13 protein-coding genes are annotated in these 13779 nt (G+C 64.0%); 12 read left to right on the top strand and 1 reads right to left on the bottom strand.

The features are described from left to right. Nucleotides 1-56 precede the first annotated feature (56 nt). From tsf to E5A73_RS03170, 12 genes are all read left to right on the top strand, one after another. Nucleotides 57-992: a translation elongation factor Ts gene (gene tsf / locus E5A73_RS03225; RefSeq protein ID WP_135962323.1), complete on the top strand. Its 936-nt coding sequence runs from the start codon at nt 57-59 to the stop codon at nt 990-992. A 113-nt stretch (nt 993-1105) separates the two neighbouring features. Continuing rightward, nucleotides 1106-1837 (top strand): UMP kinase, encoded by a 732-nt coding sequence (gene pyrH / locus E5A73_RS03220; protein WP_135962322.1) that lies wholly within the window; start codon nt 1106-1108, stop codon nt 1835-1837. A gap of 14 nt (nt 1838-1851) precedes the next feature. Further along, nucleotides 1852-2409 carry a ribosome recycling factor gene (frr, locus tag E5A73_RS03215; protein WP_135962321.1) on the top strand — a complete coding sequence of 186 codons (558 nt, stop codon included), beginning with the start codon at nt 1852-1854 and terminating at the stop codon, nt 2407-2409. 132 nt (nt 2410-2541) lie between these two features. Continuing rightward, on the top strand, nt 2542-3210 hold the full coding sequence (uppS, locus tag E5A73_RS03210; RefSeq protein WP_135962539.1) for a polyprenyl diphosphate synthase: 669 nt from the start codon (nt 2542-2544) through the stop codon (nt 3208-3210). After that, the gene (locus tag E5A73_RS03205; protein ID WP_168355747.1) at nt 3207-3983 is read left to right on the top strand and encodes a phosphatidate cytidylyltransferase; all 777 of its coding nucleotides are present in this window, start codon (nt 3207-3209) and stop codon (nt 3981-3983) included. Before uppS ends, E5A73_RS03205 begins: the two co-directional genes overlap by 4 nt. Further along, nucleotides 3980-5140, top strand: a complete 1161-nt coding sequence (locus E5A73_RS03200) for a 1-deoxy-D-xylulose-5-phosphate reductoisomerase (RefSeq protein ID WP_135962319.1) — start codon at nt 3980-3982, stop codon at nt 5138-5140. The genes E5A73_RS03205 and E5A73_RS03200 overlap by 4 nt, the downstream gene beginning before the upstream one ends. Continuing rightward, nucleotides 5137-6270 (top strand): RIP metalloprotease RseP, encoded by a 1134-nt coding sequence (rseP, locus tag E5A73_RS03195; protein WP_135962318.1) that lies wholly within the window; start codon nt 5137-5139, stop codon nt 6268-6270. Before E5A73_RS03200 ends, rseP begins: the two co-directional genes overlap by 4 nt. A gap of 136 nt (nt 6271-6406) precedes the next feature. Further along, complete coding sequence (bamA, locus tag E5A73_RS03190; protein ID WP_135962538.1) at nt 6407-9079, top strand: outer membrane protein assembly factor BamA; 2673 nt, start codon at nt 6407-6409, stop codon at nt 9077-9079. Further along, nucleotides 9079-9825, top strand: coding sequence for an OmpH/Skp family outer membrane protein (locus tag E5A73_RS03185; protein WP_240699988.1), 747 nt, complete (start codon nt 9079-9081; stop codon nt 9823-9825). The genes bamA and E5A73_RS03185 overlap by 1 nt, the downstream gene beginning before the upstream one ends. Continuing rightward, nucleotides 9822-10298: a 3-hydroxyacyl-ACP dehydratase FabZ gene (gene fabZ / locus E5A73_RS03180; RefSeq protein ID WP_276605798.1), complete on the top strand. Its 477-nt coding sequence runs from the start codon at nt 9822-9824 to the stop codon at nt 10296-10298. Before E5A73_RS03185 ends, fabZ begins: the two co-directional genes overlap by 4 nt. Before the next feature lie 97 nt (nt 10299-10395). Then, the gene (gene rpmE / locus E5A73_RS03175) at nt 10396-10626 is read left to right on the top strand and encodes a 50S ribosomal protein L31 (protein WP_029724515.1); all 231 of its coding nucleotides are present in this window, start codon (nt 10396-10398) and stop codon (nt 10624-10626) included. Nucleotides 10627-10920: 294 nt separating this feature from the next. After that, entirely contained in the window at nt 10921-11391 is a 471-nt protein-coding gene (locus E5A73_RS03170) for a hypothetical protein (RefSeq protein WP_135962317.1), read from the top strand. 313 nt (nt 11392-11704) lie between these two features. On the opposite strand, the gene rpoD is transcribed toward E5A73_RS03170, so the two are convergent. Then, nucleotides 11705-13738 carry an RNA polymerase sigma factor RpoD gene (rpoD, locus tag E5A73_RS03165; protein ID WP_135962316.1) on the bottom strand — a complete coding sequence of 678 codons (2034 nt, stop codon included), beginning with the start codon at nt 13736-13738 and terminating at the stop codon, nt 11705-11707. Between the last annotated feature and the right edge of the window lie 41 nt (nt 13739-13779).

Genomic DNA, 13779 nt, shown 5'->3' with positions numbered 1-13779 from the left:
GAACGGAATTGTTTTGAGCGTCGCGTATGAGCCGCGACCAGCAAGAGGAATAGAACATGGCCGAGATCACCGCAGCAGCCGTGAAGGAGCTCCGCGAGAAGAGCGGCGCCGGCATGATGGATTGCAAGAAGGCGCTGACCGAGACCAATGGCGACCTCGAAGCCGCCAGCGACTGGCTGCGCTCGAAGGGCCTTGCCGCCGCCGCCAAGAAATCCAGCCGCACCGCCGCTGAAGGCCTGGTCGGCATCGCGGTCGCCGGCACCAAGGGCGTCGCCGTCGAAGTCAATTCGCAGACCGATTTCGTCGCGAAGAACGACATCTTCCAGAGCTTCGTCCGCGAAGTGACCGCGGTCGCGCTCGAAAAGGGTGACGACATCGACACGCTCAAGGGGGCGCGGCTGCCCGCCGGCGGCACGGTCGAGGAAGTGCTGACCAACAACATCTCGACGATCGGCGAGAACCAGGTGCTCCGCCGGGCAAAGACGGTCCGGGTATCGAACGGCGCAGTGATTCCGTACGTCCACAATGCAGCGGCTCCCGGCCTCGGCAAGATCGGCGTGCTCGTCGCGCTCGAATCGGATGCCGGCGTCGACGTTCTCGAGCCGCTCGGCAAGCAGTTGGCGATGCACATCGCTGCGGCTTTCCCGCTGGCGCTGAGCGTCGAAGGCCTCGATCCCGAGGTGGTCGAGCGCGAAGCGGCGATCCTGCGCGAGAAGAATGCCGAGAAGATCGTCGGCAAGTCGCCCGAGGTGGCTGAGAAGATCCTCAATGGGCCGATCGAGAAGTTCAAGAAGGAGAACGCATTGCTCACCCAGGCGTTCGTCATGGACGGCAAGACGCCCGTCCAGGACGTTATTGCCAAGGCGGCGAAGGATGCCGGCGCGACGATCACGCTGACCGACTATGTCCGCTTCCAGCTCGGCGAAGGCATCGAGAAGGAAGAGAGCGATTTCGCGGCTGAAGTGGCAGCGACTGCCGGCCTGACCAAGTAAATGCCGCTCTCTCCTTCCCCCTATCAAGGGAGAGGGAATAGAGTGTTGTTCCTGCGGCGCGGCACCTCTAAGGTCCGCGCCGCTTCGCTATACGCCTCAAACGACTGGCTCAAATGACCGCTCCCCGCTTCAAACGTATCCTCCTCAAGCTTTCGGGAGAGGTCCTGATGGGGGAGGGCGGGCTCGCGATCGACCCCGCCGTCACCGCGCGCGTGGCGGGTGAGATCGCGGACGCGCGTGCGAAGGGCTATGAGGTCTGCGTCGTCGTCGGCGGCGGCAACATCTTCCGCGGCCTCGCCGCCGCCGCGCGCGGCTTCGAGCGCGCGACCGCGGACTATATGGGCATGCTCGCGACCGTAATGAATGCGCTCGCGGTCCAGAACGCGCTCGAGCAGATCGGTGTAGAGACGCGCGTCCAGTCGGCGATTCCGATGGCCAGCGTCTGCGAGCCGTTCATCCGGCGTCGCGCGGAACGCCATCTTGAAAAGGGCCGGGTCGTGATCTTCGCCGCGGGCGTCGGCAGCCCTTATTTCACCACCGACAGCGGCGCCGCGCTGCGTGCCGCCGAGATGAAGTGCGACGCCTTGTTCAAGGGCACGTCGGTGGACGGCGTCTATGATGCCGACCCCAAGAAGGTCGCGACGGCACGGCGCTTCGAAACTGTCAGTTACGACAAGGTCCTCGCAGAGGATCTCAAGATCATGGACGCCAGCGCGATAGCGCTCTGCCGCGACAACAGCATTCCGATCGTCGTGTTCAATATCCGCCAGCCGGGCAATCTGGCCGCCGTGCTTCGCGGCGAAGGCATTTCGACGATCGTCCAGAACGAAACCGCATCCGCATAAGGGAGAGCCGTAAAATGGCCGCTTACGACAAGGCAGATATCGAGCGCCGCATGACCGGCGCGGTCGAGGCGCTCAAGCATGACCTCCAGGGCCTGCGCACGGGCCGCGCATCGACGACGTTGCTCGATCCGGTATCGGTCGAGGTCTATGGTTCGCACATGCCGATCAACCAGCTCGCCAGCGTCTCGGCGCCCGAGCCGCGGATGCTGTCGGTGCAGGTGTGGGACAAGATGAATGTCGGCCCGGTCGACAAGGCGATCCGCTCGGCCGGGCTCGGCCTCAATCCGATCGTCGATGGCCAGACGTTGCGCCTGCCGATCCCCGATCTGACCGAGGAGCGGCGCAAGGAGCTCGCCAAGCTCGCCAACCAATATGCCGAAAAGGCGCGGATCGCGGCCCGCAACGTTCGCCGCGACGGCAATGACAGCCTCAAGATCGACGAGAAGAAGGGGCTGTTCGGCGAGGACGAGCGCAAGCGCCTCGAGACAGAGGTACAGAAGCTCACCGACAGCACGATCGCCGACATCGACGCGGCGGCGGCGGCCAAGGAAAAGGAAATCCTGGGCAAGTGACGGGCGAACGGCGCAGCTGTTCAGGTCATGCCGGGAGCATGACCGACCCGGCGCTCCGGGCGGGTAGCCGTGGCCGCTAGACCCGCCCCAGATCTTCCTTCGGGCACGACCCCGCGCCACGTTGCCATCATCATGGACGGCAACGGCCGCTGGGCGAAGAAGCGCTTCCTGCCGCGGATCGCCGGGCACAAGCAGGGCGTCGAGGCAGTCCGCCGCGTCGCCCGCGCAGCGCGTACGCTCGGCATCGAAGTGTTGACGCTCTATGCCTTCTCCTCGGAAAATTGGCGCCGCCCGGAGGATGAGGTTCGCGACCTCATGGGATTGCTCCGCCACTTCCTCGCCAGCGAACTCGACGAGTTGGTTTCGGAAGGCGTGCGGCTTCGGGTAATCGGCGACTGGCGCGGTCTTTCGCCCGATCTCGTCGCGATGATCGACGCGGCCGTGGCGCGCACCGCAACCAATCCAGGGCCGACCCTGGTGATCGCGCTCAATTACGGCGCGCAGGCGGAAATCCTCGCCGCCGCCCGCCGCCTTGCCGAACAGGCGCGCGACGGCACGCTCGACCCTGCGGCGATCGACGAAGCGCGCTTCGAGGCCGAACTCGAGACCAAGGACCTGCCGCCGCTCGACTTGCTGATCCGCACTTCGGGCGAACAGCGGCTGTCCAATTTCCTGCTATGGCAGGCGGCCTATGCCGAATTGTTGTTCGTCGACACGCTCTGGCCCGATTTCGACGAGAAGGCGCTTGCCGACGCGCTCGGCCGGTTCGGCCAGCGGGAACGGCGCTTCGGAGGCTTGTGAACAAAGGAAAATCGGATCTCGGGACGCGGGCGATCGTAGCCATCGCGCTGATCGGGCTCGCCGCAGTCGCGCTCTGGGCCGGGGGACTCGGTTTCTGGCTGGTCATCGCCGCGGTGGCGCTGCTGATGATGGCCGAATGGGCCGGGCTCTCCGGCGCGAGTCCGCGCGAGAAGCGTCTGGCGCAATATGCATTGGTGGTGCCGCTGGCGATCATGGCGCCGGGGCTGGCCGCTGGGCCCGGCTTCCTCGCGCTTGGACTGGTGATCGGCGCGGCTTTCTTCATCGCGGCGGTAACGCGAAAGGGGCAGTTGGCGGTAGGAGTCGTGTATTCGGGACTTCCGGTGCTGGCATTGCTGGCGCTGCGCGAGCACCCCTCGCATGGCCTGCTCTACACCTTCTGGGCGATGGCGTTGGTCTGGGTGTGCGATACCGGGGCCTATTTCGCCGGCCGCGCGATCGGCGGCCCCCGGCTTGCGCCGCTGATCAGCCCCAACAAGACTTGGGCGGGCCTTATCGGCGGCGTCGCGTGCGCCGGGGTTTTCGCGGCGGTGCTGGTCGTGGCCTTCGGGCTCCCCGTGGTGCTGGCGCTGGCCACGCCGGTCCTTGCCATGCTCGCGCAGCTCGGCGACTTGTTCGAGAGCCATCTCAAGCGTTGCGCCGGCGTGAAGGATTCGGGCAATCTGCTTCCCGGCCATGGCGGCATCCTCGATCGGCTCGACGGGCTCGTCGCGGTTGCACCCTTTGCGGCTTTGCTGGTGTTGATGGCTGCATGACCAAGCGCGTTACCATTCTCGGCGCTACCGGCTCGGTCGGCAGCTCGACGCTCGACCTGATCGAACGCGCACCCGAGAGCTTCGAAGTGGTGGCGCTCACTGCCAACCGTGATGTCGACAAGCTCGCGGCTGCGGCGATCCGCACGCGGGCGAGGCTCGCGGTGGTCGCCGACGAAAGCTGCCTAGCCGCATTGCGCGACGCGCTGGCCGGGAGCGGCGTCGAGGCGCGGGCAGGGGCGGAGGCGGTGTGCGAGGCGGCGCGCGCCGGAGTCGATTGGACGATGGCGGCGATCGTCGGCACTGCCGGGCTCAAGCCGGTGATGGCGGCGCTGGAGGCTGGCGGCACCGTCGCGCTGGCCAACAAGGAAGCGCTGGTTTCCGCCGGCGAAGTCATGATGGCGGTGGCCCGGGCGCATGCGACGACGTTGCTGCCGGTCGATTCGGAGCATAATGCCGTCTTCCAGTGCCTCGATCGCACCGCACCGAAAGGCGTCCGGAAAATTATCCTGACGGCGAGCGGCGGGCCGTTTCGAAATACTCCGCTCGAGGCGATGCGCGCGATCACCCCGGCACAGGCAGTAGCGCATCCCAATTGGTCGATGGGCGCCAAAATCTCGATCGATTCGGCGACGATGATGAACAAGGGGCTCGAGCTGATCGAGGCGTTCCACTTGTTTCCAGTGGATTCCGAACAGCTCGATATTCTCGTCCATGCCCAGTCGGTGGTGCATTCGATGGTGGAATATGTCGACGGCTCGGTGCTCGCGCAGCTCGGCACGCCCGATATGCGCACGCCGATCGCGTATGCGCTGGCCTGGCCGGAGCGGATGCCGACGCCGTGCGAACGGCTCGATCTCGCCAAGGTCGGCCGGCTCGACTTCGAAGCAGCGGACCCGGTGCGCTTCCCGGCGCTGACCCTGGCGCGGGATGCGCTCGCCGCGGGAGGCGCGCGCCCGGCGATCCTCAATGCCGCCAACGAGGTCGCCGTTGCCGCATTCCTTGCCGGTCGCGTCGCATTTCTTGAAATTGCCGCAATCGTTGCCGATACGCTGGCCCGCTACGACCCGGCCGCCCCGGACTCGCTGGATGCCGTGTTGGCAATCGACGCCGAGGCGAGGGCGTATGCGGCCGAGCGTGTGAAGGACTGCGTTCTTTGATCGAATCCCCGGCCATTCCAATCTACCTTCTGGCATTCATGCTGGTGCTGGGGCCGCTCGTCTTTCTGCATGAACTCGGCCATTATTTCGCCGGACGCTGGTTCGGAGTGAAAGCCGAGGAATTCTCGATCGGCTTCGGCCGCGAGATTGCGGGGATCACCGACAAGAGAGGGACGCGCTGGAAGTTCGGCTGGCTGCCGCTGGGTGGCTATGTCCGCTTCGCCGGCGACATGAACCCGGCGAGCCAGCCCTCGCAGGAATGGCTGGCGCTGCCCGCGCACGAGCGCGCGCGAACCTTTCAGGCCAAGCCATTGTGGCAGCGCGCGATCATCGTCGCCGCCGGGCCGATCGCCAATTTCATCGTCGCGATCGTCATCCTGGCGGGTTTCGCGGTGCTGCTCGGTCAACCGAGTACGCCTCCCGTGCTGGCGACGGTTGTTGCGGGCAGCCCTGCTGCCGCCGCCGGTCTTCAACCGGGCGACCGAATCACGGCGCTCGACGGCCGCGCCATCGATACCTTCAGTGACGCACAGGATTATCTGATCCTGCGCCCCAACGAGGCGATCAAGGTCGATCTGGTGCGCAGCGGCCGGCCGTTGCGGCTCGACGCGACCATTGGCGTACGTGAGATGAAGGATCGCTTCGGCAACGTCGCTCGCATCGGCATGCTCGGCATCAGCTCAGGCGAGCCCGAGTTACGTCGAGTCGGATTGCTTGAAGCCCCGATCGTCGGAGTTACCGAGACGTGGCGTGCGGTGCAGACTACGATCGACGGACTCGGTCAGATCATCACCGGCCGCCGTTCTGTCAAGGACATGGGCGGTCCACTCAAGATTGCCCAGGTGTCAGGCCAAAGTCTAACGATGGGGCCCTATGCGTTCGTGTTCCTCATCGCGCTGATTTCCATTAATCTCGGATTCATCAACCTGTTGCCAGTTCCAGTGCTGGATGGCGGACATCTGCTGTTCTACGCAGTTGAAGCCGTGCGCCGCCGCCCGGTCGAGCCGCAGGTGATGGAATGGGCGTTCCGGGGCGGGTTGATCGCAATTCTGGCGCTGATGCTGCTGGTGACGTTCAACGATCTGGGCGCATTCGGCGTCTGGAGAAATCTGGCCGGGTTGATCGGCTGATGCGGTTCAGGCAGGGGCGGTTGTTCCGGCGTCGCCTGGGCAGCGGCATTACTCGAAATCCGACTTGGGGTGGGATGTGACTATCAAGGTTTATCATTTCGGCGCACGCGCCACTGCGACGCTTCTCGCGGGCACCATGCTCTCGGGCCTCGCGCATGCGCAGACCGCTCCCGCCCGGACGGCACCGGCGTCCCCGCCGCAGGCCGCCCTCGCGGTGCCTGCAGCAGTGCAGGAAGTGCGGACGATCCGCTCGCTCCGGGTCGAAGGCGCGCAGCGTCTCGAGCCCGAGACGGTGCTGTCCTACACCCGCCTGCGCACCGGCGACACCTTCACCAATGAGACCGTCGACCAGGCGATCAAGGACCTCCTCGCCTCGGAACTGCTCGCCGACGTGTCGATCGACACCACCGGCGGCAATCTGGTGATCCGCGTCCGCGAGAATCCGGTGATCAATCGGGTGATCTATGAGGGCAACAAGCGGCTCAAACAGGACAAGATCAGCAAGGAAGTGAAGCTGGCACCGCGCCAGATCTTCACGCGTACTGCGGTCCGCGCCGACGTGGCGCGGATCATCGAGCTGTATCGCCGCCAGGGCCGCTTCGCCGCCAATGTCGAGCCCAAGATGGTCAGCCTCGACCAGAACCGCGTCGACGTGATCTTCGAGATCAACGAGGGTCCCAAGTCCAAGGTCCGTCAGATCAATATCATCGGCAACGAGATTTTCTCCGATGGCAAGCTGCGCGGCGAGATGGCGACCAAGACCTCGAGCCTGATGAACATTCTGAGTTCGAACACGAGCTACGACCAAGATCGTCTCGCCTACGATCAGCAGAAGCTGAAACAATTCTACCTGGTCGAAGGGTATGCCGATTTCCGGGTGATCTCGGCGGTGGCCGAGCTGACGCCGGACAAGAAGGATTTCATCATCACTTATGTGGTGGAGGAAGGCCCGCGCTACAAATTCGGCCCGGTGACGGTCGACAGCGCGATCCGCGACTTCGACGACAAGAAGCTCGCCTCGGCGCTCACGATCAAGGAAGGTCAATGGTATAACGGCAAGGCGGTCGAGGACACGATTGAGCAATTGAGCGAGACCGCGGGCGCGTTCGGCTATGCCTTTGCCGACGTGAAGCCCGAGTATGAGCGCGACCGCGAAAAGCTCACCATGTCGATGAACTTCCACATCGGCGAGGCGAACCGCACCTATGTCGAGCGGATCGACATCACCGGCAATCGCCAGACGCAGGACAAGGTCATCCGCCGCGAGTTCCGCGTCGCGGAAGGGGATGCGTTCAACACCTTCCTCGTCAAGCGCTCGCAGGATCGCATCAATTCGCTCGGCTATTTCCAGGACAAGTTCGAGATCGAGCGCAAGGAAGGCTCGGCGCCCGACCGGATCGTGCTCGTGGCCAATGTCGAGGAGCGTCCGAATGGCCAGCTGACCTTGTCGGCCGGTTTTTCGAGCCTCGAGCGCTTCATCCTCCAGGCATCGATCCGCCAGGGCAATTTCCGCGGCATGGGGCAGACCGTCTCGGCGTCGGTCGATTATTCGAGCTATTCGAAGTCGGTCGAGCTCGGCTTCACCGAGCCCTATCTGTTCAACACCAATATCGCGCTGGGCGGCACGCTGTTCCGCCAGGACTATAACGCGTTCAACTATATCGGCAGCGATCGCAGCACGACCTACAGTCAGGTCGCCACCGGCGGCCAGCTCGTCGCGGGCCTGCCGCTCACCGAATATTGGACGCTGTCGGGCCGCTACACATTGCGCCAGGACAATGTGACGCTCGACAAGTCTTCTTTCTACACCAACGGCGCGTGCGATCCGCTCAAGGCCGGGCGCTATTATTGCGAGGCAGTGGGCAACCGGATCACCTCGCTGGTCGGCGTGTCGCTGATCTATGACAGCCTCAACAGCCGCTTGCGCCCGAGCCGCGGTCAGCGAATCAGCGTCGGCGGCGATTTCGCCGGTCTCGGCGGCGAAGTGAAGTATCTGCGCGCGCGCTTCGACGGCGACAAATACTGGAACGTCGGCAGCGGGTTCATCCTGTCGCTGTCGGCCGAGGGCGGCTATATCCACAGCCTCGAAAAAGCCGCTGAGGGATCCGATCCGGTCCGCATCACCGACCGCTTCTATCTTGGCGAGCCGCAGTTCCGCGGCTTCGACATTCGCGGCGTCGGTCCACGCGTCCAGCGCATCGGCTTTACTGGGGACGCCGCGGCCGGAACCCAATTGCTGATTACCGACAAGGACCAGATCGTCGACGACGCCTTGGGCGGCAAGGCCTATTACGTGACCAAGGCCGAACTCGAGATCCCGCTCGGCGCCGGTGCGGCCGAGTTGGGGCTGCGTCCTTCAATCTTCGTGATGGCCGGCAGCCTGTTCGGCATCACCCGTCCGGGCAGGACGATCGATTTCGAGCAGGCGAAAGATGGTTCGGGCAAATTGCTGTTCAACAAGGACGGTTCGCCGACCCTTCTCCCGAAGCAACAGAAAGATACGTCAGGTAATCCGCTCTTCGTCGTGAACAGCTCCGGTGCCAACGCCGGCGCGGTAACGCCTTGTCAGGTCGGCTACGGCACGACGCCGACGAGCTGCGTGGGCACCTCGATCAACGTAGCCTATACCACTACCCCGTTCTTCGAACAGTTCGTGGGTGATTCGGCGCGTCCGCGCGTCTCGGTCGGCTTCGGCGTCAACTGGAATTCGCCGTTCGGGCCGCTCCGCATCGACGTCGCCAAGGTGCTGCTGCACGAGAAGGGCGACGACACCAAGCTCATCACATTCAACGTAGGGACCCAGTTCTGATGATTACGAAGAAAACACTCCTGGCGGCGATGCTCGCCGCTCCCGCAACGCTCGCGATCGCTGCGCCCGCCCAGGCCCAGGTCGCCGGCATCGCTTATGCCAATCCGACCAGCGTCGTCGCCAGCTCGAAGGCTTTCGGAGCTGCCAATCAGCAGATCTCGACGACCTACAAGGCAGCGTTCGACCAGATGCAGCAGCGCCGCCAGCAGCTCGATACCGAGCTCAAGCCGCTCGTTGCGCAGCTCGATTCGAACAAGGATGGCAAGGTTAGCGAGGAAGAGGCCAAGGCCGCGCAGACCGCCAAGAATCCGGCGGTCGAGAAGATTCGCACTGCCCAGACCAATGCCCAGAACGATATGGGTCGCCTGAGCAACCCGGCGGCACGCGCCGAGCTTTTCGCGATCGAGTCGGTGCTGCGTCAGTACGAGGCTGCGCAGTTGCGCGTCGTCAACGCCCGCAAGATCAGTGTCGTGCTGTCGCCGGAGGTGTTCATGTACGCCCCCGATTCGGCCAATATCAGCCAGGCGATCACTGCCGAAATCGACAAAACCACACCCACCGTAAGCATCCAGCCCCCGGCCAATTGGCAGCCTTCGCGCGAGACGCTGGCGATTCAGCAGCAGATCGCCCAGGCGGCGCAGATCCAGGCCTATCAGCAGGCGGCGCAGCAGCAGGGCGGCGCAGCCCCGGCCGCAGCTCCCGCGGCGGCTACGGGTACGCAGCCCAAGCCTGCCGAGCCTCGGTGAGCGACAACGAAACCGACAACGCCATCGGCCCGCTCGACATCAAGCGGGTGATGGCGGCGTTGCCGCACCGCTATCCGATGCTGCTGGTCGATCGCGTCGAGGAGCTTGTGCTCAACGAACGCATCGTCGCGATCAAGGCAGTGTCGATCAACGAGGAATTCTTCCAGGGGCATTTCCCCGGGCGCCCGATCATGCCCGGCGTGCTCCAGGTCGAGGCACTGGCACAGGCCGCGGGCGTGCTCGCGGTGGAGAGCCTCGGCCTCGCCAGCTCGGGCAAGCTGGTCTATTTCATGTCGATCGACGGGGTGAAGTTCCGCAAGCCGGTCGAGCCCGGCGTGTTGCTGCGGCTCGAGGTCGAATTTCTTCAGAAGCGGTCGCGCGTGTGCAAGTTCGCGGGCAGGGCGCTGCTCAACGGCGAAGTCGCCACCGAATGCGAATTCACGGCGATGATCGCGGAGCCCCCTGCACCCTGATTTCCGGGGAGGGATGGTTGCCTTTGCTGCCCCCCTCTGCTAACCGCCCGCGTCCGCTGCCGGTCGGAAACCGGTGGCTTTTCCAAGGAATTGCATCGTGAAGAAAGACACGCATCCCGATTATCACATGATCAAGGTGCAGATGACCGACGGCACCGTGTTCGAGACTCGCTCGACCTGGGGCAAGGAAGGCGATCTGATGACGCTCGACATCGATCCGCTGGCGCACCCGGCCTGGACCGGCGGCCGTGGTCAGATGCTCGATCAAGGCGGCCAGGTCGCGCGCTTCAACAAGCGTTTCGGCGGTCTTTCGCTCGGCAAGAAGTAAAAGCGGGCCGCGAGGCAGCGCTTTCAGCTTTTGAAAGCCCCGGCACGGCCGGATTGCGTGGGCGGTTGCTCGGGCGGTCCGGCGGTGCCGGGGCTTTCTGCGTTAACGCAGCTTTAGCCGGGCGCGGCTATCTCGGGGCATGGGACAAGCGCTTATGCACTTGGTTTCGAGGAATTTGATGTAGTTACGGCGCAAAGAGGGCGGAATGCGGCGGAACGAAGCCAAGCCGCATTGCGTTCATGCTGCGGATAGGTCAGCTTGACTCATCTTCACTGGTTTTTTGGGGAAACGGTGATGCGCGATACGCTGATTTCCTGCGTGGTTCTCTGTGCGCTGTCCTGTCCTGCGCTGGCCGGCGAACGGTCCGGGGCCGGTTCGCGGCCGATCGCGATAGCCGAGCTCGTCAAGGATCCCGCCGCGCGGCGCATTCCCGAGCCTGCCGTCGACAAGACGCTTCCGCAACGCTTCATGCTCCCGGCCGGCAATGCCCGCCTCGAGCGGTTGCCCGAAGCTTCCCTGATCGTGGAGCGCAGGGTGGCCAAGACGCTCGTGGTCGACTCCGAGACCCCGCCCGAAGTCACTGCCCGTGCAGGCGGGCGCTACGCGGTGTATGACATATTGCGTGAACAGCCACGTCCACGGCACCGCAACTCGCCGCTCAGCGCGGCATTCGTCCTGAAGATCGACGGAAGTGATGATAGCCCGCCGTTCAGTGTGGGCGGCGGCGGCGTGGCTGCCGCAGTGTGGCAAGCCGTCCCAAAATAATCCGCCTGCCCGCTTGGTTAACGCCAATCCTTGCGAGCTGAGATTGCCGCGCAAGCTGGCGAGACGTACGTTCAACGGCGAGCCGCGAAAATCGTCTACCGGGATTGCCTGCGCAGAATTGCTGCGAGCCGCTTCGGGGGGAGCGGCAGGCGCGACGAGCGACGGGTTTTCGATCCAGGGGGAGGAACGCGGCCGGGCCGCCGAACACGGCCGGAAAGCGTTAGGATGGGCAGCGATGCCTGTCTCGAAAACCAGAACACCCCCGGAAGCAATTCCGGGGGTGTTCTAGTTTCAGGCGGTGCCGCGAGCGGCGTTACTGGTCGAGAAATGACCGCATTTTGCGAGAGCGGCTCGGATGCTTGAGCTTGCGTAGCGCCTTGGCCTCGATCTGGCGGATGCGCTCGCGAGTCACGCTGAACTGCTGGCCGACTTCCTCAAGCGTGTGATCGGTGTTCATGCCGATACCGAAGCGCATGCGCAGCACGCGCTCCTCACGCGGGGTGAGCGACGCGAGCACGCGGGTCACCGTCTCCTTGAGGTTCGCCTGGATCGCGGCATCGACCGGGATCACTGCGTTCTTGTCCTCGATGAAGTCGCCGAGATGGCTGTCTTCCTCGTCGCCGATCGGCGTTTCGAGGCTGATCGGCTCCTTGGCGATTTTCATCACCTTGCGGACCTTCTCCAAGGGCATGGAGAGGCGCTCGGCCATTTCCTCGGGCGTAGGCTCGCGGCCCTGCTCGTGGAGGAACTGGCGCGAGGTGCGGACCAGCTTGTTGATCGTCTCGATCATGTGGACCGGGATGCGGATCGTGCGTGCCTGATCGGCGATCGAGCGCGTGATCGCCTGACGGATCCACCAGGTGGCATAGGTGCTGAACTTGTAGCCGCGGCGATATTCGAACTTATCGACGGCCTTCATCAGGCCAATATTGCCCTCCTGGATGAGATCCAGGAACTGCAGCCCGCGATTGGTGTATTTCTTGGCGATCGAGATCACCAGGCGAAGATTGGCCTCGACCATTTCCTTCTTGGCGATACGCGCCTCGCGCTCGCCCTTCTGGACCATGTTGACGATGCGGCGGAACTCGGCGAGCGCCATGCCGGTCGCCTGGCTGATTTCCGAAATCTCGATGCGGATGCGATCGACCGCGCCGGCTTCGTTCTCGGCGAACGCCTTCCACTTCTTGTCGAGCTTCTCCACCGAAGGGATAAAGCCCTCGTCGAGCTCGTGATTGACGTAGCGATCGAGGAAGTCCTTGCGCGGCACCTTGTGGCGCTCAGCCAGTCGCAGCATCTGCCCGCCCAGCGTCGTCAGCCGGCGGTTGAAGCTGTAGAGCTGATCGACGAGATATTCGATCTTGGCGTTGTGGAACTGGACGCTCTCGACTTCGGCGGTCAGCTCCTCGCGCAGCTTGTGATATTCGCGCTCCTTCGCCGACGGCAGCTCGCCGCCCGCCGCCATCGCGTCGAGCCGGGCCTGCTGGATCTTGGAGAATTTCTTGTAGACCGAGGTGATGTTGGCGAACTTCTCGAGCGCCTGCGGCTTGAGCGTCTCCTCCATCTGCGCGAGGCTGAGAGTATTGTCCTCTTCCTCGTCGTCCGAGATCCGCGGAGCGCGGCGCTCGGTCATCGAGTCCTCGTCCTCCTCCTCGACAACTTCCTCGGGCTCTTCCTCTTCCTTGAAGGTCGCGCCGGCGGTCTTCTCGGTGATCTCGCCGCTATCGTCCTGCTCGGCGCCCTCGACCTGCTCGGGCGAAGGGCCCTTGGAGAGCATTGCGTCGAGATCGAGGATCTCGCGCAGCTGCATCGTGCCTTCGTTGAGCGCGTTGGACCAGCCGATGATCGCGTTGAACGTGATCGGGCTCTCGCAGAGCCCGAGGATCATCGTGTCGCGGCCGGCCTCGATACGCTTGGCGATCGCGATCTCGCCTTCGCGGCTGAGCAGCTCGACCGCGCCCATCTCGCGCAGATACATGCGAACGGGATCGTCGGTGCGATCGACCGTCTCCTTCTTCTTCGCGATCTCGAACGCGGGCTCGTCGTCCTTACCCTCGGCATCGACTTCGTCGGGGGTATCGTCCTCGGCCTCGGCGTCTTCGCCGCCTTCCTCGTTCTCGACGACGTTGATGCCCATGTCGTTGATCGCGGACATGACGTCCTCGATCTGGTCCGCGGTCATCTGATCCTGCGGGAGCATCTCGTTCAATTGATCGACGGTGATGTAGCCGCGCTTCTTCGCACGGGCGACAAGCTTTTTGAGCGTGCCTTCGTTGAGATCGATCAGCGGAGCGTCACCCACGTCGATCGTGGTGTCTTCGCCGCTGCCGCCGCCATTAGCCTTCGCCATCAATAACCCTCGAAATATGATGGCGGCTATTATACGCCGCC

The sequence above is a fragment of the Sphingomonas gei genome, from assembly GCF_004792685.1.
Classification (GTDB): Bacteria; Pseudomonadota; Alphaproteobacteria; order Sphingomonadales; family Sphingomonadaceae; genus Sphingomonas; species Sphingomonas gei.
Note: the sequence above shows the minus strand (reverse complement) of the source record. Positions and strands in the feature narration are given on the sequence as shown.

Excerpts from the sequence above, each read along its gene's own strand:
- E5A73_RS03170 (WP_135962317.1), top strand. The coding sequence starts at position 10,921 with ATGCGCGATACGCTGATTTCCTGCGTGGTTCTCTGTGCGCTGTCCTGT.
- rpoD (WP_135962316.1), bottom strand. The coding sequence starts at position 13,738 with ATGGCGAAGGCTAATGGCGGCGGCAGCGGCGAAGACACCACGATCGAC.
- bamA (WP_135962538.1), top strand. The coding sequence starts at position 6,407 with ATGCTCTCGGGCCTCGCGCATGCGCAGACCGCTCCCGCCCGGACGGCA.
- frr (WP_135962321.1), top strand. The coding sequence starts at position 1,852 with ATGGCCGCTTACGACAAGGCAGATATCGAGCGCCGCATGACCGGCGCG.
- tsf (WP_135962323.1), top strand. The coding sequence starts at position 57 with ATGGCCGAGATCACCGCAGCAGCCGTGAAGGAGCTCCGCGAGAAGAGC.
- E5A73_RS03185 (WP_240699988.1), top strand. The coding sequence starts at position 9,079 with ATGATTACGAAGAAAACACTCCTGGCGGCGATGCTCGCCGCTCCCGCA.
- pyrH (WP_135962322.1), top strand. The coding sequence starts at position 1,106 with ATGACCGCTCCCCGCTTCAAACGTATCCTCCTCAAGCTTTCGGGAGAG.
- uppS (WP_135962539.1), top strand. The coding sequence starts at position 2,542 with ATGGACGGCAACGGCCGCTGGGCGAAGAAGCGCTTCCTGCCGCGGATC.
- E5A73_RS03200 (WP_135962319.1), top strand. The coding sequence starts at position 3,980 with ATGACCAAGCGCGTTACCATTCTCGGCGCTACCGGCTCGGTCGGCAGC.